At 71.2% G+C, this 26,020-nt stretch carries 15 protein-coding genes; 4 read left to right on the forward strand and 11 right to left on the reverse strand.

Features of this window, described 5'->3' with window-relative positions:
- Positions 1–2: 2 nt before the first annotated feature.
- Entirely contained in the window at positions 3–1,322 is a 1,320-nt protein-coding gene (locus tag ACIBG8_RS11050; protein ID WP_397342484.1) for a serine hydrolase domain-containing protein, read from the reverse strand.
- On the reverse strand, positions 1,286–3,133 hold the full coding sequence (locus tag ACIBG8_RS11055; RefSeq protein WP_397342485.1) for a S9 family peptidase: 1,848 nt from the start codon (positions 3,131–3,133) through the stop codon (positions 1,286–1,288). The genes ACIBG8_RS11050 and ACIBG8_RS11055 overlap by 37 nt, the downstream gene beginning before the upstream one ends.
- 307 nt (positions 3,134–3,440) lie before the next feature.
- Here ACIBG8_RS11055 and tuf point away from each other — a divergent pair, with 307 nt between their 5' ends.
- The gene (gene tuf, locus ACIBG8_RS11060; RefSeq protein WP_397342486.1) at positions 3,441–4,607 is read left to right on the forward strand and encodes an elongation factor Tu; all 1,167 of its coding nucleotides are present in this window, start codon (positions 3,441–3,443) and stop codon (positions 4,605–4,607) included.
- 43 nt (positions 4,608–4,650) lie between these two features.
- Here tuf and ACIBG8_RS11065 read toward each other — a convergent pair whose 3' ends face one another.
- A complete protein-coding gene (locus ACIBG8_RS11065) occupies positions 4,651–6,429 on the reverse strand; it encodes a hypothetical protein (protein WP_397342487.1) in 1,779 nt (592 codons plus the stop codon).
- A gap of 134 nt (positions 6,430–6,563) precedes the next feature.
- Between ACIBG8_RS11065 and ACIBG8_RS11070 the strand changes: the two genes are divergently transcribed.
- The 3 genes from ACIBG8_RS11070 to ACIBG8_RS11080 are packed head-to-tail and all read left to right on the forward strand — an operon-like array spanning position 6,564 to position 9,403.
- A complete protein-coding gene (locus ACIBG8_RS11070) occupies positions 6,564–7,676 on the forward strand; it encodes an alkaline phosphatase PhoX (RefSeq protein ID WP_397342488.1) in 1,113 nt (370 codons plus the stop codon).
- 18 nt (positions 7,677–7,694) lie between these two features.
- Entirely contained in the window at positions 7,695–8,561 is an 867-nt protein-coding gene (locus ACIBG8_RS11075; protein ID WP_397342489.1) for a bile acid:sodium symporter family protein, read from the forward strand.
- Positions 8,558–9,403 (forward strand): SGNH/GDSL hydrolase family protein, encoded by an 846-nt coding sequence (locus tag ACIBG8_RS11080; RefSeq protein ID WP_397342490.1) that lies wholly within the window; start codon positions 8,558–8,560, stop codon positions 9,401–9,403. Before ACIBG8_RS11075 ends, ACIBG8_RS11080 begins: the two co-directional genes overlap by 4 nt.
- On the opposite strand, the gene ACIBG8_RS11085 is transcribed toward ACIBG8_RS11080, so the two are convergent.
- From ACIBG8_RS11085 to ACIBG8_RS11120, 8 genes are all read right to left on the reverse strand, one after another.
- Positions 9,400–10,224 (reverse strand): DUF72 domain-containing protein, encoded by an 825-nt coding sequence (locus tag ACIBG8_RS11085; protein ID WP_397342491.1) that lies wholly within the window; start codon positions 10,222–10,224, stop codon positions 9,400–9,402. The genes ACIBG8_RS11080 and ACIBG8_RS11085 overlap by 4 nt on opposite strands.
- Before the next feature lie 12 nt (positions 10,225–10,236).
- Complete coding sequence (locus tag ACIBG8_RS11090; RefSeq protein ID WP_397342492.1) at positions 10,237–11,439, reverse strand: PucR family transcriptional regulator; 1,203 nt, start codon at positions 11,437–11,439, stop codon at positions 10,237–10,239.
- A 9-nt stretch (positions 11,440–11,448) separates the two neighbouring features.
- On the reverse strand, positions 11,449–12,186 hold the full coding sequence (locus ACIBG8_RS11095) for a GNAT family N-acetyltransferase (protein ID WP_397342493.1): 738 nt from the start codon (positions 12,184–12,186) through the stop codon (positions 11,449–11,451).
- Positions 12,187–12,227: 41 nt separating this feature from the next.
- Positions 12,228–15,008, reverse strand: a complete 2,781-nt coding sequence (locus ACIBG8_RS11100) for a glycoside hydrolase family 2 TIM barrel-domain containing protein (protein WP_397342494.1) — start codon at positions 15,006–15,008, stop codon at positions 12,228–12,230.
- 226 nt (positions 15,009–15,234) lie between these two features.
- Positions 15,235–17,244: a serine/threonine protein kinase gene (locus ACIBG8_RS11105; RefSeq protein ID WP_397342495.1), complete on the reverse strand. Its 2,010-nt coding sequence runs from the start codon at positions 17,242–17,244 to the stop codon at positions 15,235–15,237.
- 72 nt (positions 17,245–17,316) lie between these two features.
- Positions 17,317–20,664 carry a phosphodiester glycosidase family protein gene (locus ACIBG8_RS11110; RefSeq protein WP_397342497.1) on the reverse strand — a complete coding sequence of 1,116 codons (3,348 nt, stop codon included), beginning with the start codon at positions 20,662–20,664 and terminating at the stop codon, positions 17,317–17,319.
- Positions 20,665–20,811: 147 nt separating this feature from the next.
- Positions 20,812–22,908 (reverse strand): hypothetical protein, encoded by a 2,097-nt coding sequence (locus ACIBG8_RS11115; RefSeq protein WP_397342498.1) that lies wholly within the window; start codon positions 22,906–22,908, stop codon positions 20,812–20,814.
- A 119-nt stretch (positions 22,909–23,027) separates the two neighbouring features.
- Entirely contained in the window at positions 23,028–25,919 is a 2,892-nt protein-coding gene (locus ACIBG8_RS11120; protein WP_397342500.1) for a YbhB/YbcL family Raf kinase inhibitor-like protein, read from the reverse strand.
- Between the last annotated feature and the right edge of the window lie 101 nt (positions 25,920–26,020).

Genomic DNA, 26,020 nt, shown 5'->3' on the forward strand with positions numbered 1-26,020 from the left:
CCTCAGGCGATCTTGGGGGTGGCGCGCACACCGAAGTGCACGTACGGCGAGCCGTCGGCGAGCTGGTAGAACACGGCCGAGTTCCAGTCGGGCTCACCCTCGCGGCGGCCGACGAAGGTGGTCTCGTCCACGGCGACCAGGGGGATCTCGAACGGCTCCTGGAGCGCGGCGAGCGCCCCGGTGGCCTCGATGAGCACGTGCAGCGCGCCGTCCTCGGCGCGGAAGGTCATGCGGGCGCCGACGCGCTCGTACACCCCGGTGTACCGCTCGACGTCGACCTCGACGGGCGTGGCGGGCGGGCCGAGCACGGGCGGCACGTCCAGGCCGTCGAGCTCGGCGAACAGCTCGGTGGCCACGGCGTGGGTGAAGGCGCCGCTGTGGCCGCCGTTGGCGCTCACTGCCACGACGGTGCCGGTGCCCGGGACCACCCAGAGCATGGCGTGCTGGCCGATGGTGTTGCCGCCGTGCGAGATGACCTTCTGGCCCGACCACTCGTCGAGGATCCAGCCGACGCCCCACTGCTTGCCCAGGGTGTGCGGGTTGGGGATGTCGACCTGCGGCTCCCACATGGCCTGCGGGTTCTCCAGCAGGCCGCCCTCGAGCTCCGCCAGGTGGGCGCGGCCGAACGCGACCACGTCGCGCGGGCGGGCGCAGATGAGCCCGGCGGGACCGACCGCGCGCATGAGCCCCCACACCGGGACGGTCTTGCCTTCCTCATGGCCCATGGCGGCGTTGAAGCGCAGCACGTCCTCGGGCAGCGTCCAGGTGTGGGTCAGGCCGAGCGGCTCGCAGATGTTCTCGCGCAGGACCGCGTCCCAGGTCTTGCCCTCCAGCACCTCCAGGATGCGGCCGGCGATGACGAACCCGGAGTTGCAGTAGGACTGCGTGACGCCCAGCGGGTGGTTCTGCGCCAGGTCGGCGCAGGCCTCGACGTACTTCTCGACGCAGTCGTCGCCGCGCCCGGTGTCGAGGAACAGGTCGCCGTCGATGCCGCTGGTGTGCGAGAGCAGGTGCCGCACGGTGACGGTCTTGGTGACCTCGGCGTCGGCCACCTTGAAGCCGGGCAGCAGGTCGGCGACCGGGGTGTCGAGGGTGAGCCTGCCGCGTTCCACCTGCTGCATGAGCAGCGTGGCCGTCCAGACCTTGGAGACCGACCCGATCTGGAAGAGGGAGTCGGTGGTCGCCTCGACGCCGGTGTCGGCGTTGAGGACGCCGGCCGCGAACTCGTGCAGTTCGCCCTGGTGGAAGTAGGCGAGCGCGGCGCCCGGGACCTCGTATTTGGCGATCAGTTCTGCGAGCCGCTGACCCATTGCTCCAGCCACGCGAGGATCCTTTCGTTGTAGTCGAACCGGTGTGAGGGACGTCCGTTGAGGATGAACAGGTGCGAGCCGCCGGGGTAGCGGACCAGGCGGACCGGCACCCTGCGCTCGCGCAGCGCCTCGAACCACTGCTCTGCCTGGCCGACCGGGCAGCGGTCGTCGCTGTCGCCGTGCAGGATCAGGGTCGGGGTGACGACGTTGCCGACGTTGGTGATCGGCGACTGCTCGACGTGCTCGCCCCTGATCTCGTGCTTGCTCAGGTAGAGCCCGAGGTCGGCGGTGCCGATCATGCTGCGCAGGTCGGTGACGACGCCGCCGGGGACGGCGGCGGCGAAGCGGTCGGTCCTGCCGGTGAGCCAGCAGGTCATGTAGCCGCCGTAGCTGTAGCCGGTGACGGCCAGGCGGTCCGGGTCGGCGACGCCCTCCTCGACGAGCACGTCGAGCGGGGTGAGGAAGTCGTCCTCGTCGGAGAGCCCCCAGGCGCCCGCGGTGGCGGTGTAGAAGGCCTCGCCGTACCCGTCGCTGGCGCGCGGGTTGAGCGTCAGCACGGTCCATCCCCGGGCGGCGAGGAGCTGGTGGTAGAGGTGGACGCCGTCGAAGACGGGGCTCCAGGCGTTGTGCGGGCCGCCGTGGATGTCGAGCAGCAGCGGGCCTGGCCCGGTCAGCGTCTCGTCGCGCAGGACGAACCCCTCGACCGGCGTCCCGTCAGGGGCGGTGAAGGTACGGCTGCGCGCCTCGAACAGCGCCACCCCGTCGAGGGCGTGCTCGGTGAGCGCGTCGCCGTCCAGGTAGACGTCGCCCGAGCTGCGCGGGGTGGCCGCCACGTAGGCGAGGCGGCCGTGGGCCAGGCTGGCGCCCGACACGTTCGCGTCGCCGCCGACGATCTTCTGGGCGACGCCGCCGGGCGCCAGCCGGTACAGGTGGGTGAAGCCGCGGTCGCGGGCGGCGAAGAGCAGGTCGTCGCCGTCCATGACCGGGTTGGCGCCGGGGTAGCCGGGGGCGCCGACCATCACGTTGCGGTCGAGGCCGGTCTCCACCTCGACGAAGTCGTCGTCCTGGACGACGAACAGGCGGGTGTGGCCCTCGGGCACGTCGCGGAAGGCCGACACGATCAGCTGCTCGCCGAGCCACCACGCCCCGGTGCAGATCACCTCGGAGCGGCCGACGCGTTCGAACGCGCCGTCCTCCTTGGCCTCGACCAGGTAGAGCCCGCCGCCGACGACCAGGTCGCGGTCGGCGTCCATGGCGGCGGTGAACGCCAGCAGATCGCCCTCGGGCGACCAGGTGGGCGCCCCGGCGTGGAAGTCGCCCTTCGTGACCTGCGCCGACGTGCCGTCCTCCGCGTCGACGACGAACAGGTGCGTGGTGAGGCCGCGCAGCAGCCCTGCCCCGTCCGCCTTGTACTCCAGGGTGTCGATGACGATCGGCGCGTCCGGGTTCAGCTCGCCGTACGGCCCGGCGTAGGCGATGCGCGTGCCGTCAGGCGACCACACGGGCGCTCCGGCGCCGAGCTTGGCCGAGGTGAGGACGCGGGACTCGCCGCCGTCCATGGGCAGCAGGTGGATCTGCGGCGGCCCGTCCGCGGCGCGCACGAAGGCCAGCGTGCGGCCGTCGGGCGACCAGCGCGGCGCCGATCCGGCCCCGAGCCTGCGCGGGGCGGCGCCCGGCGCGGCGAGCCAGATCTCGGTGACGTTGGCGTCCGACTCACGGTCGGCTCTGGTCAGGGTGTAGGCGACCGCTGACCCGTCGGGGCGCAGTTGGGGGTCACCGGGTACGGCCAGGCCGTACAGATCGTCCAGGGAGAGGCGGCGCATGGTCGAACGCTAAGCCAGCGAGCTGCGGTCCTCTTCATCCGGAAGGACGAAGAGCTTCTACGACCTTGTGCGAGCGGCCAAAGGGAATAATCCGTTGCCCCTCTGACGCTACATCAGTCACTATGACGCTCATGTTCCTGCACGCATCGCTGACGACGCCCGCCGCCGCGGGCGCTCGCGGGCGTGCCTTCTTCGGCGGCCTGGAGCGTTGACCTCTTCCCGTAAGTCCTGAAAGTGACCCGGCGGGGGGAGGTTGGAGACCCGCGACGGGTCACGCACACGAACAGGACTCGAAGGAAAAGGAACCATGGCCAAGCAGGCCTACGTGCGCAACAAGCCGCACCTCAACATCGGCACGATGGGACACGTCGACCACGGCAAGACCACGCTGACCGCCGCGATCACCAAGGTGCTCAGCGAGCGGGGCGGGGCGACGTACACGCCGTTCGAGCGGATCGACCGCACGCCAGAGGAGGCGCAGCGGGGCATCACGATCAACATCTCGCACGTCGAGTACGAGACGGCCACCCGCCACTACGCGCACGTCGACATGCCCGGTCACGCCGACTACGTGAAGAACATGATCACCGGGGCCGCCCAGCTGGACGGCGCCATCCTCGTCGTGTCCGCGCTCGACGGCATCATGCCGCAGACGCGCGAGCACGTGCTGCTCGCCAAGCGGGTGGGTGTCGAGCACCTGGTCGTCGCTGTCAACAAGGCCGACGGCGCCGACCCGGAGCTCGCCGACCTCGTCGAGCTGGAGCTGGCCGACCTCCTGGCCGAGCACGGCTTCACCGACGTCCCGATGGTCCGGGTCTCGGGCCTGAAGGCCCTGGAAGGCGACCCGGTCTGGACGGCGTCGGTCGAGGCGCTGCTCCAGGCGGTGGACGACCACATCCCCGTACCCGTGCGGTACGTGGACGCGCCGTTCCTCATGCCGGTGGAGAACGTGCTCACCGTCACCGGGCGGGGCACGGTCGTCACCGGGGCGATCGAGCGCGGCCAGGTGAAGGTCGGGGACACGGTCGAGGTCGTCGGGTTCGGCGACGGGTTCACCGCGGTCGTGACCGGGGTGGAGACGTTCGGCAAGACGATGGAGCGCGGCGAGGCCGGCGACAACGCCGCCGTCCTGCTGCGCGGGGTCCGCCGCGACCAGGTCAGGCGCGGCATGGTGCTGGCCGCCCCTGGCAGCCAGCGCGCCCTGCGGTCCTTCACCGCTCGCATCTACCTGCTCACGCCGGAAGAGGGCGGGCGGCGCAAGCCCGTCGGCGACGGGTACCGGCCGCAGTTCTACCTGCGGACGACCGACGTGCCCGGCCGGATCGACCTCGACGCCGCCGCCCTGCCGGGCGAGACCGTCGACGTGCGGGTCGAGCTGGGCAAGGCGGTCGCGCTGGAGGACGGGCTCGGCTTCGCGATCCGCGAGGGCGGGCTGACGGTCGGCGCGGGCACGGTCACGGCCGTGCACGCCTGACCACGAGCGCCGGGGCCCTGTTCCGTGAACAGGGCCCCGGCGTTCAGCGTGGGTCGCTCTTGCAGGGCGAGCCAGAGCAGACGTCGACCACGAGGCCGCTCTTGAGGAAGATCGACTTCTGGAGTTGCGCCGCCGGGGTCCTGCGCGGGTCCTCGTGCGGGTCCTCGCCCTGGGTGGGCGGGGTGTTGGTGGCGGGCGGGTCGGGGGTGCCGCTGTCCCACACGACCATGGCAGAGCCCGGCCACAGCGGGCCGCGGGCCGGTTTGATCCCCCAGTAGACGCCGCGCGCGGGCACCAGCAGCCTGGCGCCGATCGTGCGCGCCTCGACGTCGGCGCTGGCCGTGGTCACCTGGTGGTCACCGTACGCGACGTGCATGAGCACCTGGTGGCTGGGCGTTCCCGGGTACGGATCACCGGTCATGTGCGCGGCGTAGCCGTTGGCCTCGCCCCTGTCCCACAGGATCTGCATGAGCGCCAGCAGGATCTGCTGCTCCAGCTTGTCCGGGTAGGCGGCGTCGAGCACCTGCTGGAACGGCCCGGCGTCGGAGCTGCGGTTGAACAGCAGGCTGTAGTTCATGCCCGTCACGCCGAGCACGCCGCGCCTGATGTCCTTGGACAGGGCCAGGAGCGCGCCGCCCATGATGCCGCCCTGGCTGTTGCCGTCGTAGACGACGCCGTGCCGGGCGTCGATGAGCGGCCTGCCGGTCGCGGTCTGGAACGCCGGATTCCGGACGAACCCGGTGACCATCGCCCGGCCCAGGAACATGGTGTTGAGCAGCCCCTGCTGCCCCCGATCCGGGATGGTATGAAATTTCGACATCTCGGAGAAGACGTCCACCACGGTCGGGATGTCCTCGTCGGCCATCCCGATCCACTTGGTGGCGCAGAAGGCGAAGGCGTGTTCCTGCGCCATCGTCTTGACGTTGGACGCGCCCACCTCGGACTGCCTGCCGAGCAGCCCGTGCCCGTAGAGCGCGGCCCGCACGGGACGCTCGAAGGCCCGGCGCGGGATCTCGCAGCGGAACGGCGCCACCTGCTCGTTGCCCGGTAACTGCGCGGGCAGCCCGTCGGGACCGAGGTTGAGCCCCGACCCCGGAGGGCCGCCGCGCTGGTCGAGGTAGCTGGGCACGGTCAGCGTGCCCTCCACCCGCCGCGCGATCCTCGGGTCCTGCTCGGGGGTGAAGTCGGTGACCGCGGTGACGGTGAACGGCGGCGCGGCGCTCCCCAGCTTGCCCAGCGCGTCGTCGCGCATCTTCAGCGCCCGCCCGGCCAGGCCGCGCGCGCTGGCGACGGTGAACCGCCACGGCTCGGGCGGGGTGAGCTCCTCGCCCGCCGCGTTCTTGAGGTGGCGCAGGACGACGGCGTAGGTGTGGCCCTCAGTGAGGTTGCGCGCCGGGCGCACGATCAGCGCCTGACGGTCGGCCGGTGCGTTGGCGTCCAGTTCCGCCCAGTACGGCCAGCGCTCCCCCGTCCACGTGTCGGTCAGCGTGATGGGCGCGTCGCGCTCCAGCGACCTGCCGATGTCGGTGACCGGCGCGGCGCCGGTCCTGCCCAGGTCGAGGCCGGGCACCCTGGCCAGGATCATCGAGCCGGGCGAGAACCCGTCGGCGGTGTTCCACTGCGCCGGGTCCACGGGGACGCCGCGCGCGTTGACCGGCATCAGGTCAGGTGGGAGCGCCAGGCGGCGGCCGGTGGCCGTGGACGGGTCGGCGACGGTGAGGGTGTCGTTGGGGAAGGGCAGCAGGCCCTCGCCCCGCGTCGGCGTGGTGGTGGCGCCGGTCACGAAGGTGACGGCGAGCGCTACTGCGAGGAGGACACGCACGCCGTGATCCTCACGGCCCACCGGACCGCACGTCAACGCCTGGGGTGAGGTTTGTGACGGGTCACAGGTTTGACACGTCAGATTTACTCGGCTGTCCAATTCACAGATCGGACGCCGCGGCCCATGGTTTGGGCATGCAGCGCCGTACCTTCCTCACCTCCGTGTCCGCCGTCGCCCTGTCGGGCGCCCTGTGGCAGGACGCGGCCAATGCCTTGACAGCCGGAGAAAGCCCCTACGGTCCCTTGCTGGCGCCGGACGCCAACGGCGTCGCCCTTCCCGCCGGATTCCGCAGCCGCGTCGTGGCCAGGTCGGGGCGGAGCGTCGGCCGCGTCCTGTGGCACCCCGCCCCGGACGGCGGCGCGTGCTTCGCCGACGGCACCGGCTGGATCTACGTCTCCAACTCCGAGGTCCCGCTGGTCGGCGGCGCCTCGGCGCTCCGCTTCTCGGCCGACGGGAGCGTCACCGACGCCTACCGGATCCTGTCCGGCACCAACCTCAACTGCGCGGGCGGCCGCACGCCGTGGAACACGTGGCTGTCGTGCGAGGAGATCTTCCGCGGCAAGGTCTACGAGACCGACCCGTACGGCACGCGCGGCGCGCAGCAGCGCCCGGCGATGGGCAAGTTCAAGCACGAGGCCGCCGCCTGCGACCCCGACAACCGGGTCGTCTACCTCACCGAGGACGAGTCGGACGGCTGCTTCTACCGCTTCGTCCCCGCCGTCTGGGGCGACCTGTCCAGCGGGCGACTCGACGTGTTCTGCACCGACAACGTCTGGCGGGCCGTACCCGACCCGACGCCCGGGGTCTTCGCGAAGCAGACCAGGCAGCAGGTGAGCTCGGCCAGGCACTTCAACGGCGGCGAGGGCTGCCACTACTCCGCCGGGGTCTGCTACTTCACCGCCAAGGGCGACCGCAAGGTGTGGGCGTACTCCGTCGCCGCGCAGACGATCACCTCGATCTACGACGGCGGCGGCTCGCTGGACGGCGTCGACAACATCACCGGCGTCCCCGGCGGCGACCTGTACGTCGCCGAGGACGGCGGCAACATGGAGATCAACATCATCACCCCGGACCGCGTCGTCGCGCCCGTCATGCGCCTCGACGGCCAGTCGTCCTCCGAGATCACCGGGCCCGCCTTCACCCCGGACGGCTCGCGGCTGTACTTCTCCTCGCAGCGGGGAACCAGCGGCGAGAAGGCGGGCACCGGCGGCATCACCTACGAAGTCACCGGACCCTTCCGTCACTAACACCGGAGCACCCCCCACATGGCTCTTGCCGCTACCCTCCTGCCCGCCGCGCTCGCGATCATCATGTTCGGCCTCGGGCTGTCGCTCACCGTGGCCGACTTCCGGCGGGTCGTCGCCTACCCCAAGGCCACGCTCATCGCGCTGGCCTGCCAGATCGTCGTCCTTCCCGCCGTCTGCCTCGGCCTGGTGCTGCTGTTCGGGCTGCCGCCCGCGCTGGCCGTCGGCATGATGTTGCTGGCCGCCTCGCCCGGCGGCACCACGGCCAACCTGTACAGCCACCTGTTCGGCGGCGACGTCGCGCTGAACGTCACGCTCACCGCGATCAACTCGGTGCTCGCCGTCGCCACGCTGCCCCTGCTGACCAACCTGGCCATCGGCTGGTTCGGCGGCAGCGGCACGCTCGGCCTGCAGTTCGGCGAGAGCGCCAAGGTCGTCGCGATCGTGCTGGTGCCGGTCGCGATCGGCATGGCCGTACGGAGGTTCGCCACGGCGTTCGCGCTGCGCGCGGAGAAGCCCGTCAAGATCATCTCTGGGGTCATCCTGTTCCTGGTGATCGTGGCGACGCTGGTCAAGGAGAAGGACAACCTCGGCGACTACATCGCCAGCGTCGGGCTGATCTGCCTGGTCTTCAGCGTGATCAGCCTGTCGGTCGGCTACTTCGTGCCGCTGCTGGCCAAGGTAGGGCGCGGCCAGGCGGTCGCCTCCTGCTTCGAGATCGGGATCCACAACGCCACCCTGTCCATCACGGTGGCGACGCTGCTGCTGAACAACACCCAGATGGCCGTCCCGTCGGCCACCTACGGCGTGCTGATGTTCTTCACGGCCGCGGGGGCCGGCTTCCTGCTCAGATCCCGTACGGCGGTAGCCGAGAGGAGCACCGTATGATCCGTCCCCTGCTGGCCGCGGTCGCGCTGCTGATCGCGTTCGCCACGCCCGTCCACGCCTCGGCCGGGCCCGTCTACGTCGCGCTCGGCGACTCGGCGGCCTCCGGGCCGCTGATCCCGAACCAGGTGGTGCCCGACCTGGGGTGCTGGCGTTCCGACCACAACTACGCCCATCTCACGGCCTCCGCCATCGGCGCGGCCACGTTCCGCGACGTGACCTGCTCCGGGGCGGACACCAAGGACATGTACTCCCCGCAGAACACCGACCTGGGCTCGGTGGCGCCGCAGCTGGACGCGCTCAGCGCGGACACGACGCTGGTCACCGTACAGATCGGGGCCAACGACGTGGGGCTGACCGGGTTCATCGAGGACTGCCTCAACCTGCTGCCGCCGCCGGTCGGCGACGCGTGCAACGACGACTACATGGAGAACGGGCAGGACACCTGGCGGCTGAAGACGGACGCGTTGCGTCCGAAGCTGACGCAGCTGGTGGCCGACATCCGGGCGCGCTCCCCGCAGGCGAGGATCTTTGTTGTTGGCTACGGCACCTACGCCCCGCCGAACGGCTGCTACCCGCGGGTTCCGATCATCAAGGCGGACGCCAACTACATCAGGGCGACGTTGCAGTACTTCAACCAGATGCTGGCCGAGCAGGCGTCGGCGGCCGGGGTCGGCTTCATCGACCTGCAGACACCGAGCGTGGGCCACGACCCGTGCACCTCGTCGGGCACGCGGTGGATCGAGCCGTACGTCCCGGCCAACCCCGCCGCCCCCTTCCACCCGAACGCCAGGGGCATGCGCGGCTTCTCCGTAGCCGTCATCGCGGCCGTCTCCGGCGGCTAGAACAGCGTCGGCTGATCGTCGGGCTCGGGCTCCGGGAGGGGCTCGAGCCCCGGCAGCTCGGCGCGCACGTCGTCGTGGAAGCGGCGGGCCAGGCCGAGGGCCTCGGCGTTGTCCGGGGTGTGGATGAAGACCGTCGGGGTGCGGCCCTCGCGCAGCCACTCGACGGTCTGCGCCACCCAGGGGCGCCAGCCCTCGACGGTCGCCTCGACCGAGTCCCTGCCCAGGTAGCGGACGATGGGGCGGTCGGTCATGGCCGTCGTCCTGCGCGGCACCCTGGGCTTCTTCGTCCAGGCGTCGCGCTCGGCGTCGCTGGTCGGGCGGCTCGCGAAGAGCGTCACGGTGTCGAACGGCACCCACTCGGCGCCCACTGCCGCGAGCGCGGCCTCCAGCGCCTGCGGCCGCTCGAAGAACGCCCGGTCCCGCACCTCGACGGCGCGCCGGTATCCGGCGGGCAGCCGCCGCAGGAACGACGTCAGCGCCCCCACGTCACCCGGCCCGAAGGACCCGGGAAGCTGCACCCACAACGTCTGCTGCCCGAGGGGTTCTATCGCGTCGAGGAAGGCGCGCATCTCCGCCTCCACCCCGGCCAGCCGCTTGTCGTGGGTGACCGCCTTCGGCACCTTGAGCACGAAGTGGAAGCCGGGCCCGACCTGGCGCGCCCACATCTCCGCCGTGCCCCTGGCCGGGATGGCGTAGAAGGTCGTGTTGCCCTCCACCGCCGTGCACCACGACGCGTAGGAACGCAGCCGCTCGTCCGGCGGCAGCGCGTGGCCCGGCCACGCCTTGTGCGTCCACATCGCACATCCGACATCCAACTTCATGATCGTAGAACCCTACCGAAGGTGGGCCTGGTGCCGCCGCGCGGCCAGGGCGGCGCCGATGCGCTGCAGCTGCGCCGGGTCGGCTGGGTCGAGCCCGGTCAGGGTGACGGCGCGCCGCAGCCGGTAGTCGACCGTGTTGGGGTGCACGTGGAGCAGCTCAGCCGTACGGCGGCGGTCGAGGCCTGAGTCGAGGTAGACCTTCAGCGTCCGCAGCAGGTCGGGGTTGTCGAGCAGCGGGTCGAGCAGCCCGGCCAGCCGCGCGGTCGCCTCGCTCGGCCGGGTGAGCTGGTACTCCAGCAGCACGTCGGCCAGCCGGTAGCCGCCCGGCGGTCGGCCGAAGACGCGCGCCACCTCCAGCACCTCCTCGGCGACCTTCGCTGCGGCGGGAACCCGGTCGGCCGGTCCCGCCTCGGCCGCCACCCAGATCGGCGCGCCCGCCGCGCGCGCCATGGCCGACGTCACCTCGGCCAGCGACGGCTCGCCCGCGTTGAGCGGGATGAGGACGAGGCCGCCGGTGGCGTCCAGGACCGACAGGACCTGCTCGGTGGCGTGCCGCTGCACGGCCGCCCTGATGCGGTGGAGCTTGCGGCGGGCCGCGATGGATCCGCCTGGCTCGTCCTGCTTCTCGTCGGGGTGCGCGCCGACCGCGATGGCCAGCACCAGGTAGCGCGGCGCCAGCCGTACCGCTGCCAGGGCCGTGTGGTCGCCGCCGAGCAGGGCGGACACCGTGGCGTGCATGGCGTGCTGCTCCTGGGAGAGCATGCCCTCGCGCTCCTCCAGGTAGGCGGTGCAGACCGCCGAGGTGACCGCCTCGGTGTAGAGGAGGACGAGGCGGTTCATGTCGAGCATCGCCTCGAAGTCGGCCGGCGAGGCGCGGGCGACGAGCCGGTCCCAGACCCAGCGGGCGCCCAGGTGGTAGGCGGCGAGTAACGCCTCCAGCGGCACGCGCTCCTGGGCGCGGCGGGCGGCCGAGGCGCGCAGCGGGGCCAGCTCGGCGGCCGTGGGCGGGCGGCGGTCGCGGAACATGCCGCTGATCATCCGCAGGTTGTGCTCGGTGATGCGGGTGATGTCGCCGTCGAGCTCCTCGTCCGGCAGCCGCCGGTAGATGGGGATCTCCTCGACGAACATGCGGACGAGCTGCCTGGCCAGGCTGGTCGCCTGGCGGTCGAGCAGCTCGTGCACGGGACATCCGGCCAGGATGAGCACACTTGCCACTTTCTCACATCAAAGCGGGCGGCCCATGAACACCGCGCCCCCGCCCTCGATCAGGTCCTCGAAGCCCAGCTTGCGGTAGAACGCGACGGCCTTGGTGTTGGCCAGCGACACCCCCAGGTGCACGCCGCGCGACCCGCGGGCGGCCAGCGCGTCGAACAGGGTGGCGAGCATGCGGCTCCCCCACCCCTTGCCCTGCCAGCGCGGGGCCAGGTCGATGTGCAGGTGCGAGGGGAACGCCTCCAGCACCTCCTCGGGCGCGGGGCGCGGCCGGTGGATCCACTCGGCCAGCCACCGCTCCGGCGCGCCCTCGGGCACGGACTCCAGCGGGCGCGCCTCGCGCAGGCCAGGCCACCACAGGCGTTCGCAGGCCAGCTCGAAGGCGCGCGTGTCGAGCGCGCCGAGCACGTAGCCCTCGGCGCCGCTCCCGTCGTCGAGCACGAACGCCAGGTCGGGCTGCAGCGCCAGGTAGGGGCCGACGAAGACCTCGCCGAGCAGGCGCCGGTCGCTGTAGAGGCCCGACGCGTCGCCGCCGTCCGCGCCGGTGCGCAGGCACACCTCGTAGAGCGCCGGCTCGTCGCCCGGCACATACGGCCTGATCGCCACTGCTGCCCTCCTGATCGACATGCCGCCGCTCAGGGGCTCAGGACCGCTGCCGTACGGCGGGCCGCCGGCTCCCGCGCGTGCGGGGGCGGGCGGCCACATCCGATCATCCTCGCCCGCGACCGGCAGCACCTCCCCGCGTGGCACGATCGCCGCCGACTCGTGACGTAACGGCTGTCAAGCGGCTCCTATGCGCGGCGGAAGGTGAGGCGGAGGGTGGTCTCCTTCGCGTGCAGCTCGTACTGCGGGAGGGCGGCCGGGCCGCAGGACGCGGTGCCGATGCCGTGCTGGGCGGCGTCCAGCGTCAGGTGCACGTTGCCGTCCGGCCGCAGGTCCGGGAGGTGCCTGGCCCGGTCCAGGGCGGCGCTCGTCCAGCGCCTGACGGTCAGCCCGAAGGTCGGCGCGCCCTCCACCCGCAGCCCGGCGAGCTCCGCCCACCGCACGTCGGCGCGGTGACCGTTCTCCTGGGGGAAGATGTACGGCGTCTGCATGTCGTCCACCTCCATGGACCACCGGCCGACCCTGGCCGCCGCGCCCGTGTCGAGGTACGCCTCGCCGGGGCCGCGGCCGAACCAGGTCACCTCGCCGGGCGTGTCCGGCAGGGTGAAGGCCAGGCCGAGGCGCGGGATCGGGTGCTTCCACTCCCCCTCGGGCACGACGTGCAGGGTCAGGGCGAGGCCGCCGCCCTCGACCTCCTCCCAGGCGAACGTGGTGCGCAGGCCGAGGTCGGAGGCGGCGGGCGCCACCCGGCCGTGCACCGTGACCCGGCCGCCGGCGCGGTCGACGGCGTCGGTGCGGTGGGTGAGGCGCTGCAGGCCCATCATGCGCCAGTGCCAGTCGAGCCCGGCGCCCTTGTCGTTGTCGGTGGGCGCGCGCCACACGTCCAGCCTGGGGCCGTCGACATCCAGGCCGAACAGGCGGGTGAGCCGCCCGGTGAGCCCGTCGAAGACCGCCTCGCCCAGCGAGAACTCGCCCTTCGTGCCGCCACGCCGTACAACGGTGGTTGCTTTCGCGTGGGGTTGTCCGGCCTCGGGGGTGAGCCGTGCCTGGCCCCAGGCCACCTCGTGGCCCTCAGGGGCCCAGGGCTGGTCGGCGGCCAGGACGGCGCGGACCGTCAGCCACGTCTCGCCGTCGCCCGCCGCCGTCGGCGGCAGCTTCACCTCGCCGCCCCCAGCCGGTACGTCCAGCTCGACCGCCTCGCCGGCCACGCCCTCCACCTCCCTGGTCACCAGGAAGCGCAGGTGCGACAGGTCGCGGTGGTCGTAGCCGTTGCGCACGGTCAGGACGCCGTCGGCGGCCGCGAATCCGACCGGCTGGTAGACCGCCTTCAGGTCCAGCAGGCCGGGCGAGGGGGTGCGGTCGGGGAAGACGAGCCCGTCGACGACGAAGTTGCCGTCGTGCACCGGCTCGCCGAAGTCGCCGCCGTAGGCGTAGCCGAACTCCGGGTGGGTGATGCCGTGGTCGATCCACTCCCAGATGAACCCGCCCGCCAGGCGCGGGTGCCGCTCGAACAGCGCCTGGTAGTCGGACAGCCCGCCGGGCCCGTTGCCCATCGCGTGCGCGTACTCGCACAGCAGGAACGGCAGGCCCCTGCGCCGGGCGTCGAGCTCCGGGTCGTCCAGCGGCTCCTCCTCGCGGCGCCCGATCAGCTCCACCTCGTCGGGGTGGGCATACATGCGGCTGTACACGTCGGTGTAGGCGCAGGTCAGGTCGCCCTCGTAGTGGATCGGGCGGGAGGCGTCCCGCTCGCGCGCCCATGTCGCCATGGCCGCCAGGTTGCGGCCGACGCCCGCCTCGTTGCCGAGTGACCACATGATGATGCTCGGGTGGTTCTTGTCGCGTTCGACCATGCGTTCCATGCGGTCGAGCAGCGCCGCCTCCCAGCGCGGGTCGTCGGAGGGGTTGCCGCGCCAGTCGATCTGCCCGAAACCATGGGTTTCCAGGTCACACTCGTCGATCACCCACAGGCCGTACTCGTCGCACAGGTCGAGGAAGGCGGGGTGCGGCGGGTAGTGGCTGGTGCGGACGGCGTTGACGTTGTGCCGCTTCATGAGCAGCACGTCCTCGACCATCGTCTCGTACGGCACGGCCCTGCCGTGGTCCGGGTGGAACTCGTGCCTGTTGACGCCCTTGAGCAGCAGGGGCTTGCCGTTGGCTGTGAGCACGCCGTCCTGCCAGCCGACGGTGCGGAAGCCTACGCGCAGCCGTACGGACTCGGTGGCGGTCGTGAACACCGCGTCGTACAGCCTGGGCTCCTCGGCCGACCACGGTTCGACCCGGACCTCGGCCGTCTCGCCCTCGTTCAGGTCGAGGCCCAGCTCCTCGACGGTCAGCCTGCCCGCGCCCTCGAAGCTCAGCGTGCCCATGCCGTTCTCGTAGGACGCGTGGACGAAGACGTCGGCGCTGGACCGGGTGAGGGTGACGTCGCGGAAGATGCCGGGGAGCCACCACATGTCCTGATCTTCGAGGTAGCTGGCGGCCGACCACTGGTGCACGCGGACGGCCAGCACGTTCCTGCCCGGCCGGAGGTACGGCGTGGCGTCGAACTCGGCGGGGAGGCGGCTGCCGGTCCACCAGCCGAGCTCGTGGCCGTTGAGCCAGGCCTGGGCGAAGGAGTCGACACCCTCGAAGCGCAACCGCCCGCCCTGCCAGCCCTCGGGGAGGTCGAAGGTGCGGCGGTACTCACCCACGGGGTTGTCGTCGGGGACGTGCGGGGGGTCGATGGGGAACGGGAAGGACACGTTGGTGTAGATGGGCTCGCCGTACCCCTGGAGCGGCCAGTGGGAGGGCACCGGGATGTCGTCCCAGGCCGCGTCGTCATAGAGGGGGTCTTCGACGGCCTCGGTCGTTCCTGGAGGGGCGAGCCGGAAGCGCCAGGTGCCGTTGAGATCGACGGACGGCGCATCGGAGGCGAGCGCGGCCCGCGGGGCCAGGCGACCAGAGCCGGGAGAGAAACCCTCAAAAAGCATCAAAAATCATCCTTTGTCATCACGGCATCACCTCAGGAGGATGCCACGCAGACCCCCACTCCTGAAAGCACGATCTCAACCACCGAAACACCCCCTCACACACAGAGGGCCCCCATGGAGGGCAATCCTCCTGCGCCCACGGTCCCCCCGTGCGAGGATCCGCGCCCGCGCGGCCGTGGACGACAACCAACACACCTCAACACCTTGGCCCCCTTGCCCGGCGGGGTCAGGGGGTGCGGTGGGCCCAGTAGAAGGTCAGGTGGTCGCCTACGCCGGTCGGGACGTCGGCGAGGACGCGCACCACGTTGCCCTCGAAGTCGACGACGACGAACTGCTTGCTGTCCTCGCCCCAGCACAGCAGGTGCTTCTCGTCGTACCACCCCTCCTGGTAGTCGCACGACGAGGCGAACCTGGCCTGCTCGCCCCCGGACGTGGCGTCGAAGACGCAGTGGTCGCTGCTCGACATCCCCGGGCAGTCCGTCGCGAACAACCGGCCAGACGGCGAGAACAGGTCCTTGGCGTACCCGCCCCCCACGTTCGCGAGCGTCCGCCTCTGCCTGCCGTCCAGGTCGTAGAAGCGCATCGTCTGGCGCGACGCCGAGCTGCTCAGCGCGACGATCCCGGTCCCGGCCGGGTCGAAGCCGAAGTCCGTGTCGCGCGGCAGTCCCTTCAACGTGACCAGCCTGGCGTCCTTCCGGCCGACGGTGATCACGGCGTAGCCGCTGGTGTGCCACTTGCCGCTGATGTTGCGCCCGACGTTGAGCAGCAGCTTGGTGCTGTCGCGCGACCACACCTCCACCACCGACTGCAGCGGCTCCTTGGCGGTCTCCACCACGGTCACGTCGCCGGTCTCGTGGTCGGTGAGCTGGATGCTGTCCCGTTGGGCCGCGGTGTAGGTCTTGGTCCTGGTGGCCAGGTAGCGGCCGTCCGGGGAGAGCCTGGCGTCCATGTGGTTGGGGTACGCCTTGAACGACCCGGTCAGCGAGGCTCGGGCGTGGTCGACCCACTTGTCCTTCTCGAAGGAGTAGGCGGTGAGCACGACCGGGTCGGACGGCCGTTCGTAGAGGGTGGCCCTGGCGTCCGGCAGCACGGTCTTGACGGGCTTCTCCGTCCTGGACGGCGAAGCGGACGGCGTGCGCGCGGTGGGGGCGGTGTGGCTGGGCGAGGCGGTGGTGGCCGTGTCGGTGCCGCCGCGCAGGGTGAGCACCACGGCGAGCGCGGTCAGGCTGACGGCCACCAGCGCCGCCACCGCCGCGATCACCCACCCCCGCCGCGCCCCACCAGAGGAACCCCCGGCCGGCGACTGCCCCAAGGACGCGCCCTGCGCCTGCCCGGTGTGGTGCTGGGGGTGGGTCGGCGGCGTGGACGGGCCTGCCGGGCTCGGCCACGAGGTCTGGGGCTGCGATAGGGGCCGCTGGAAAGGCTGCGAGGAGGGCTGGACCGGGGTGCGGAGGAGGCGCATGAGGACCTGCTCCGCCGTGGGCCGTACCCCCGGGTTCTTCGACAGGCAGGCCGCCACGAGCTCCCGCAGGTCCCCGTCCAGCACCGACAGGTCCGCCTCCGTGTTCAGCACCCGGTTGATCACCGCAGGCACAGAAGGCGCCACGAACGGCGCGTTCCCGCTGGCCGCGAACACGATCGTGCTGGCCCACGCGAACATGTCCGTCGCGGGCCCCACCCCGGCCCCCATGATCTGCTCGGGCGCCATGTAAGCGGGCGTCCCCATGGGCGTGGACGTGATCGTGGACGTCCCCTCCAGCGCCCGCGCGATCCCGAAATCGATCACCCGCGGCCCGTCCGAGGCCAGCAGCACGTTCGACGGGCTGAAGTCCCGGTGCACCACCCCCGCCTGGTGGATCGCCGCCAGCGCGGTCGCCGTCCCGATGGCCAGCCGGTGCAGCGACGCCCCGGTGCGCGGCCCCTGCTCCCTGACCACGTGGTGCAGCGAGGGCCCGTCCACGTACTCGCTGACCAGGTACGGTCGCCCGCTCTGGACACCGGTCGCGATCAGCTTGGCCGTACAGAAGGGAGCGACGCGCAGGGCGACGGCGGCCTCGCGGGCGAAGCGCTCGGCGGCGACCGTGTCGTCGGTCAGATGGGGGTGCAGCCACTTGATCGCGACGAGCTCCCCGCCAGGCCCGGCGCCGAGGTAGACGGCGCCCTGACCACCCTGCCCGAGGCGCCCGCGCAGGACGTACTCGCCGATGTTCGCGGGGTCCTCGGCGCGCAGTGACATGGGAAGATTATTTACGACTCCTTTGCTTTTCCGCACATTCCCGCCGCCCGAAGGCGGCGGGAATCGCACGGCTCAGCGGGTCAGCTCGACGGCCGCCTCCTTCTTCACGCCGCTGACGGTGACCGCGACGGTGATCTGCCCCTTGCGGAGCGCGGTCAGCGTGCCGGTGGCCGGGTCGAGCACGGCGACGTCCCACGGCTTGGCGCCGGAGCGGGAACCGACGTGCACGTTGGACGAACCGGACCACTGCGCCGAGACCGGGTAGGCGGCCGGGACGACCCGCGTGCCCTGCTTGAGCTCGGCCGCGACCTTGGCCGACGAACCCACCGCGACGGACGCCGGAGCGGTCAGGGTCAGCTCGTCGACGTGCGGCCTGATCTGCGTCCCGATCCAGGTCGGCGCGTCGACGAACCAGTTGCGCCGCACGTGCTCGGCCTCGCGCGCCGACACCGGGTCGACGCCCCACAGCGACCAGCCGGTGAACCCGCCGTCGTCGGCGGCCGTGGCCGGGTTCTTGCCCGAGTTGCCGTTGATGACGTACGGCACGGCGTCCACCCGGGAGGCGTGGAAGGTGCCGACGTGCGCCCCGATGTAGGCGGCGCCCTTGCCCGTCTCGCGCTGGAAGTCGGCCAGCCACCCCTCGACCAGCGCCGCCTCCTTGCGGTCGCCGAGCTGGCTGCCCTTGCCGGGCGTGGGGTCGCGCGGCGGCACGTGGAACAGCACCGCGACGGATCCGACGGCGGCGTCCTTGGCCGCGGCGTCGAGCTGGTCCTTGAGCAGCGCGACCTGTTCGAAGCCGCCGCCGCGCAGGTTCAGCCTGGAGGTGTCGAGGGTGACGAACCTGGTGCCCTTGTGGTCGAAGGTGCCGTAGGTGTCGCCGAACACCGCGCGGAAGTTGTCGATCTTCCCGCCCATCACCTCGTGGTTGCCGGGGATGTAGTGGTAGGGCAGCTCGCCCTTGAGCTCCTCGTCGAGGATCCGCTTGGCCAGCGCGAAGTCCTCCGGCGACGCCTCGTCCACGAGGTCGCCGTTGATGAGCAGGAAGTCGGGCTTGGCCGCCTTGATCTCCTGGAGCGTACGGCGGGCGTTCTTCACGATGTCGCTGCCGGGGTCGCGGGCGACGAACTGCGCGTCCGACATGACGGCGAAGCGCCACTGCTGGCCGTCGACGCTCGCCCGCACGACCGGGTCGGCCACCTTCTGCGCGGGCGGCGTCTCGATGGACGGCGGCACCTTGGCGACGAGCCCGTCGATGAGGATCTCGTTGGTGTACTTCGTGTCCGCCCTGGTCTCGGCCACGTAGAAGCGCCGCAGCTTGAGCGGGTAGCTGACGCCGGGCGGCACGGTGAACTCGACGAACTTCCAGCCCGTCCAGGTCATGTACGGCCCGCGCAGGATCTGCGACTGCCCCTGGGCGTCGTAGAACTCCAGGCTCGGCCACTCCCCCTTGCCGGTGGAGTTGATCCACAGTCCGAACGCCTGCGGCTGGCCGGGCACCACGAGCTGTTGCGGCGGCGAGGCGTAGGCGGCGCGGGTGGCGGTCGACTGGGTGAAGTCGTAGGCCAGCTTCAGCCCGCCGCCGCTCTGGCCGGGCGCGGCCGACAGCGAGCCGGTGGCGCGGGCGGCGGCGAACGTCCAGGACGCGGCGTTCTCGAAGTCGGCGACGGGCGTCTCGACGAACCCGATGACGACGGGTACGGCGACGCTGGCCCCTCCCACCTTCGCGGTGATCAGGCCGGAGCCGGAAGCCTGCTTGGCCTTCACGGTGAAGAAGCCCTGCTCGGTCGGGGTGACCTCGAACAACGCCCCGTCGTAGCTCAGCTTCACGTCCGCCGGCTCGATGGGCGCGGAGTTGCCGTTGCGGTCGTAGCCGACGACGCCGAACGTGCCGGTGCCGTCCTGGCCGGACAGGCTGACCTTGTCGGCCGTCGCGCCGAGGCGGGTCAGCGGCTGGAGTACGGTGAGCCCGATCGTGCCCTTGGCCGCGCCGCGGGCCGCGGTGACGGTGGTCTGGCCGGGGACGAGGGCGTGGAAGACGGACTTGCCGTCCACGACGCCGTGCACCGCCGGGCTGGAGCGCCAGATCGGGGCGCCGGAGGCCGGGCCGTACGTCTCGTCGTATCCGGCGGCGGTCAGCCTGCGGGACAGGCCGGGGAAGACGCGCTCGGGACGCCCGCCGGAGACGGGGCCGACGCCGGGCGCCTTGGCCGGGTCGGTGGCGGTCTCGAGCCAGAAGCCCTTGAGCTTGCCGCTGCCCTCGGGGGCGTAGAGAGCCAGGCCGTTGGGGACCGGGCGCTCGCCGCCGTCGGACGGGGCGTTCTCCACCTGCACGTCGGCCGAGCCCGGCTCGCGGGCGAGCATCGTGGAGGAGCCGCCGCCGTCGAGGTTCAGCGCGTTGGCGGCGCCGAGCTCGACCATCATCGCGGCCAGCTCGTTGAGCGTGACGCCGCGGCTGTCGACCTGGCGGCCGTCGACGGTCAGCAGGAACATCTTCCTGCCGTCGGCGGAGAAGCCGACGGCGGTGCGCGGGTGCGCGGCCGGGTCGGCGGAGTTCTGCACGGCGCCGTCCTTGACCAGGACGTAGCTGCCGCTGACCGCGGTGTCGACGGCCTTGCCGTCCGACGCCTTGGGCTGGTATTTCACGTCGAGGACGTCGCCGGGCTTGAGCGCGGCCAGGGCGTCCGCGCCGGTGTCGCGGCCGAGCAGGATCGTGGTGCCCGCGGGAATCGGGCCGGTGCCGGCTGTGGTCCGTACCTCGGTCACCTTGGCGTCGACGGCGACGACCTCGGTCACCCTGGCGGCACCCTCTACGGCGCGTGCCCGGTTGTAGGAACCCCAGAGCGGGGTGAACAGGGCGATGCCGTTCTGCTGGACGATCTGGTTGAACTGGGTGAGCGCGAGCGGCGGCCCGCCGTTGGCGGTGACGCTGCCGTCGAAGGCCATGCTCACCACGCGGCCGACGCCTTCGGGGGTGATGGCGACCGCCTTGTCCCATCCGGCGGTCGCGGACTGCATGAGCGTGCCGTCCTTGACGCCCGTGCCGAGGGGGGCGCCGGAGCGGTTGATGTCGAAGAAGTCGCCGTTGACCGCCGCCACCGCGTGGGCCCGCTTGGCTGGGCCGGAGAGGGGTTCGTCCTTGGAGACCTCGCCTGAGGAGAGGTATCCGGCCTTGACGCCGCTCAGGTCGGCGGACAGCGCGTCGGCGCGCAGCCAGCCCGCCGCGTCGTAGCGGTCGAAGGAGGTGAGGGTGACGCCCGGCGCCACCGGCCTGGTCTTCTTGGCCGTCTCCAGCTGCTTGGCACCGGGGGCAACAAGCAGCGTGGAAGCGGCGGGGTAGGACGACGCGTCCGGCGCGTCCTCAACGGGGGCAGGTGGGGTTAACGCGAGCACGCCCGCTAGAGCGATGTGGAGGGTCTGCACGACCGAACTCAATCGCCCTCTGGTTACAACTTTCAAGACCTAACGATGGACTAAAAGAAAATTTCATGGATCCAATGTCCCCAACACCCCAACAAGATGTTGGGGTGTTGGGGCTTAGGTGTGGAGATGTTTGGGGGTGGGGGGTGGTCAGGCGGGGACGGTGGCGGGTTCGAGGGGTGGTTCTGCGGGGTTCTCCGTCTCGGTGTGCTCTGCCAGGCCGCGGACTCCGGCGTACAGCACCAAGGGGGCGGCCAGGGATACAGCCATTGAGAGGACGGCCGTGCCCGAGTCGTTGACCAGCATGCCCACCACGCCGCTGACCAGCGCGCCGATCAGCCCGGCCTTCAGCATCGGCGCCTTCGCGAACGCCTCCGGCAGCGCCCCCACGCTCGCCTTCCCCGGCCGCAGGACCGCGTAGACCAGGAACACGATCCCGGCGATCACGATCGGCATGAGGTTCGGCGACAACATCGTGCTCAGCATCGCGCCGAGCTTGCGCCCGATCATCGGCATGAACGTCCCGTCCAGCACCTGACCCACGAAGCGGCCCAGGTGCGTCTGGGAGGTCACAGGCCGCAGGTGGTCGAGGACCGCGATGACGCTGACCGTGACCCCGCCCGCGACGCAGAACAGCAGCAGCTTGACCACGGACACCCGCTTGCCCGCCACCAGCAGCGCCGTCACCGCGATCCCCGGCACGAACGCGATCACCCCGCCGAAGTCGCTCCCGATCCCAGGGAACCCCGCCAGCAGCATCGCCACCAGCCCGAGCCCCGCGACCAGCCACACCGCAGCCGTCCGCCGCCCGACCCGCACGAGGTGGTCGGCGACGATCGCCGTCACCATGAGCACCGCCGTGGCGAGCAACGCGAACGGGATGTTGGCCAGGCCGTAATAACGCCCGCCGACCACGGCCGTGTAACCCATGAGGCTGTTGAACTGCAGCGTCGTCCCGGTCAGCAGGTCGGCGAGCAGCGTCGCCCCGGTGATCCCCGCCACGACGGCAGGCGGACCGAGGGGATGGCGCCGCCACGGCCCGAGCGTCGCGAGCGCCAGGATGGCCGCCGCGATCACCAGCACCCCGCCCACGAGCGCTACCGTCGGCGACCCGAACCGCACCCACGGCAGCAGGTTCACCAGGTACGTGGAGACCGGGATCGACGCCACGGCCAGCGCCGCGACCCCGATGCCGCCCAGCCTCCTGCGCCGCGACAGCAGGAAGAAGGTGATGCCGTAGAAGGCGACCTGGCAGATGGCGAAGCCGGTGAAGAAGTAGCCGGTCGTGCTCCGTACGGTCGTGCCGGTCAGGTCCGAGCGGCGCAGGTGCGCGGCGGCCGCGTCGACCCCGTCGTGTTCGCCCTGCCGGAACTGCACGCCGACCACGGTGTCCGGCGGCCGCACGCCGACCGCGTTGAGGATCATGGGGGTGAGGTCGGGCAGGATGACGATGTCGGCCCGCCGGGTGGAGGTGGAGCCGAGGTAGGTGCCCTGGGCGCCGGCCGACTTCCACATGAGCGTACGCAGGTGCGGCATGGACCCGTGGTCGCCGAGCCCGGCCAGCAGCACCTGGGTGCCACCGGGCAGGTGGCCGAGGACCTCGCCCACCTGCGCGTCCACCTGCTTGACCAATGCCGCCCGCTGGGCGGCGGAGATCTGCTCCGGCACCTGCGCCACCTTGCCCCGGGCGTCGAGGTACGGCTTGACCAGCGTGTCGATGTCGGCGGCCAGCACCTGGCAGCGCGACCAGTCGCCGAGCTGCTCGATGGTGTCCGCGTACAGGTCGACCTTGCCGTACGTGTCGGCCAGGGCCATCGCCGCACCGGCCCCGACCGCCGCCGTGCACTTGCCCGCCCCGTGCAGGGCCGTGCCGAGCGTGCCCGCGTACTTCCCGTCACGCTGGCCGTGCAGGGTCGCGAACTCCGCCACGGTGGCGCCCTCGCCGCTCTTGACCGGCGGCGGCGCGAGGCCGCACCGCTGGCCCATCGCCGAGCGCACGCCCGAGGAGACGGTCAGCCAGGCGTCGTAGGGGCAGGCGGTGGTGCCGACGGTCTTGACGGAGACCGAGCCGAGCCCGCTTTCCCCCGCCAGCCGCCACAGGTTGGGCGTGGCCGCCTGGTCCACGTCGGACCACATCAGCCCGGGCACCCCGATGAGCGCCACCCGCTCCTCAGCCGTCGCGGCTTGGGCGGGAGCGGCGCCCGCGAGGGCAGCCGCCAGCATCATGACGAACAGGACCAACCTCAACTGCCGACTCCCCACAACCAACGATCAACGACAGACGCGGCAAATGCCTCGAACCGTATCGCACAAAACGACCCCTCACCCACGCTAATGCGTGAGGTGAGGGGCCGTTCGCGGTTCTGTCAGGTGCCGGCGTTGGAGTTTCCCGCCAGCTTGGTGCTGGCCAGGTCGTGGGCCAGGATGGCGGTCTCCACCTGGGCCACGGTCGAGGCGGACGTCACGCCGGGCAGCGTGGCGGTGTCGAGGGCGTAGAGCGTGAACTCGTACTTGTGGGTCGAGCCGCCCGGGCAGGGCCCGAAGTACTGCAGCGCCTTGTTGCCCGTGCCCATCGCCTTCTGCTTGGCCGGGGACTGGTTCGGCACGTCGTAGCCGAGGCCGAGGCCTTCCGGCAGCGACAGCTTGCTCGCCGGGATGTCCCAGATCGCCCAGTGCTTTCCGCTGTTGGCGGTGTCGATGAGCGTCATCGCGTAGCTCTGCGCACCGGCTGAGGCCGTCCAGGCCAGCGGGGGTGAGATGTCGTTGCCGGACACCCCGTCCTGCGCGCAGGTGTACTTGGTGGGAATCGTGCCGTTGTTGGCGAACGCCGTACTGGTCAGCCCGAACGGAGCTCCGGCGAACTTGAGCCGGACGATCACGTTGTTGAGCACGGTCGGCGTGCCGCCGTCCTTGTCGTTGTTGGTGGAGGTGAGCCAGAGGCCGCCGTCGGGGGTCTTGACGACGGTGCGCAGCCGTCCCCAGCGGCCGTTGAAGAAGGCGCGCGGAGTGTCGGTGGTGCTACCGGTGATCTTCATGACCCACAGGCGCTGGCCGCGCACGGCCGCCATGTAGATCCAGTCGTTGACGATCTCCAGTCCGCTCGGCGAGGCCGAGGCGACGTCCCACTGCTGGACCGGGTTGACGTAGGCGGTGTTGCTGCACCTGCCCTCACAGTTGGGCCAGCCGTAGTTCTTGCCCGGCTGGATGAGGTTCAGCTCGTCCCACGTGGCGTCGCCGAACTCCGACTCCCACAGCCTGCCCTGGGAGTCCCAGGCGATGCCCTGCGGGTTGCGGTGGCCGAGGCTGTAGACGCGCGGCGCGCTCGGGAACGGGTTGCCCGGCGCTCCTGCGCCCGTCGGGGTGACGCGCAGGATCTTGCCGTTGAGCGAGTTGAGGTCCTGCGCCCTGCTGCCGGTCTGGCCGTCGCCGACGGTGATGTACAGCATGCCGTCCGGACCGAACTTGATCCGGCCGCCGTTGTGGAACTTGTTCTTGGAGATGCCGGTGACGATGGGTTCGCGGGCGCCGATCGCGTTGTTCTCGAACTTGAAGCGGGCCACCCGGTTGTCGCTGGAGGAGGTGTAGTAGGCGTAGACGTAGTGGTCGGTGGCGAAGTTGGGCGATACGGCCAGGCCGAGCAGGCCGCCCTCGCCGACGGTGGTGACGGCCTCGGTGACCTTGCCGACCACGGTCCTGGTGCCGCTCGCGGTCAGGCGGGTGATCTCGAAGCGGTCGCGCTCGGCCACCAGGGCGCTGCCGTCGGGCAGGAACGCGATGCCCCAGGGCAGGTCGTAGGCGGTGTTGATGTCCTTGTCGTAGACCGGGTCGCCGCCGATCGCCGTGCTCGACGTCCTGACCGGCAGGGCGGTGCTGCGCGCCGAGACGTTGCCGTTGGCGTCGAACGCCTCCACCTCGAAGGAGTAGCTGGTGTTGGCGGTCAGGCCGTCCGCGGTGGCCGTCAGGTCGGGCACGGTGGCGAACTTCACGCCGTCCTTGTAGACGTTGTAGCCGGTGACGCCGATGTTGTCGGTGGAGGCGTCCCACAGGAGGGTGACGCTGCTCGAACCGACGTTGCCGGCGCGCAGGTTGGCCGGGACGCTGGGCGCCTGGGTGTCGTCGCTGGGCGGGGTGGTGATGGAGACGTTGTTGCTGCCCTGCGAGGCGTTGCCCGCCTGGTCGTAGGCCAGGACGCTGAGCACGTAACCGGTGTTGGGCGTCAGGCCCGGCACGGTGATGGCGGTGATGTTGCCGCCCACCGTCATGATCACGTTGCCGCCGTTGTGGATCTTGTACTGCACGACGCCCACGTTGTCGGTGGAGGCGTCCCAGGCCAGGTCGACCGAGTAGGGCTTGACCTCGCCGACGACGCGCAGGTTCGCGGGCGTGGTCGGCGCCTCGGTGTCGCTGGGCGCGGAGGCGCTGAGCTTGTCGAGGTTGGGGCCGCCGTTGGCGGTGGTGGCGGTCAGCCGTACCTTGTTGGCGCCCGCGATGAGCGCGGCCTGCACGGTCTTGTCCGCCCAGGTGTCCCAGTTCGCGGTGGCCGGGAAGGAAACGCCCGCACTCGTCACCGTGCCGTTGACGGACACGTCCATCGGGCGGTCGACGGTCGTGCCGTTGGCGTAGCGGATCACCAGGGCGTAGTTGCCCGCCGTGGTGGCGTTGACGGTGAACTCGACGTAGGAGCCCGCGATGTTGGTGTAGTCGACGAAGCCCGTCCCGGTGTAGCCGGTGTGGTTCGTGGCGACCGTACCCTGGCTGATCACGGCGTTCTCTGCCTGGTAGTCGCTGGACGGCGCGGCCACCTCGACGTCGAGGAAGTCCAGGTTGGGGTTGCCGCCCGCGCTCGACGCGGTCAGGCGGACCTTGTTGGCGCCCGCGTTGACGGGGGCCGTCAGCGTGCTCGTGGCCCAGGTGTCCCAGTTGGTCGTCGGGTTGAAGGCGCGCGCGGCGGAAACGACGCTGCCGTTGACCGAGACATCCGATGGGCGGTTGGACGTGGTGCCGTTGGCGTAGCGGATGGCGATGGTCGCCGTGCCCGCCGATGCCGCGTTCACGGTGAACTCGGTGTAGCTGCCCGCCACGTTGTCGCCGTTGACGAAACCGGTGCCGGAGTATCCGGTGTGGTTGGCTTCCACCGCGCCCTGATTTATCGTGGCGTTCTCGGCTTCATAGCGGGTCGGTGCGGCCTGAGCGGGGAGAGCGCTCAGGACACTCAGGCATAAACCGGCCACCAGTGCTGCGGCCAGGTGGATTCTCATCAATCCTCCAGCGTCTTGGGGGGAAAGACCGCGAGGGATGTTAGGAAGCTTTCCTAACTTTGTGTTGATGGGACCACTCGTCAGGTGGCCGTGTCAAGCGA

The organism is Nonomuraea sp. NPDC050556 (assembly GCF_044457355.1).
Taxonomy (GTDB): Bacteria; Actinomycetota; Actinomycetes; order Streptosporangiales; family Streptosporangiaceae; genus Nonomuraea.

What these genes read in the sequence shown, in the direction of transcription:
- ACIBG8_RS11070 (WP_397342488.1), top strand. Translation starts at nt 6,564, where the DNA reads ATGCAGCGCCGTACCTTCCTCACCTCCGTGTCCGCCGTCGCCCTGTCG.
- ACIBG8_RS11080 (WP_397342490.1), top strand. Translation starts at nt 8,558, where the DNA reads ATGATCCGTCCCCTGCTGGCCGCGGTCGCGCTGCTGATCGCGTTCGCC.
- ACIBG8_RS11105 (WP_397342495.1), bottom strand. Translation starts at nt 17,244, where the DNA reads ATGTCACTGCGCGCCGAGGACCCCGCGAACATCGGCGAGTACGTCCTG.
- ACIBG8_RS11120 (WP_397342500.1), bottom strand. Translation starts at nt 25,919, where the DNA reads ATGAGAATCCACCTGGCCGCAGCACTGGTGGCCGGTTTATGCCTGAGT.
- ACIBG8_RS11075 (WP_397342489.1), top strand. Translation starts at nt 7,695, where the DNA reads ATGGCTCTTGCCGCTACCCTCCTGCCCGCCGCGCTCGCGATCATCATG.
- ACIBG8_RS11055 (WP_397342485.1), bottom strand. Translation starts at nt 3,133, where the DNA reads ATGCGCCGCCTCTCCCTGGACGATCTGTACGGCCTGGCCGTACCCGGT.
- ACIBG8_RS11100 (WP_397342494.1), bottom strand. Translation starts at nt 15,008, where the DNA reads ATGCTTTTTGAGGGTTTCTCTCCCGGCTCTGGTCGCCTGGCCCCGCGG.
- ACIBG8_RS11085 (WP_397342491.1), bottom strand. Translation starts at nt 10,224, where the DNA reads ATGAAGTTGGATGTCGGATGTGCGATGTGGACGCACAAGGCGTGGCCG.
- tuf (WP_397342486.1), top strand. Translation starts at nt 3,441, where the DNA reads ATGGCCAAGCAGGCCTACGTGCGCAACAAGCCGCACCTCAACATCGGC.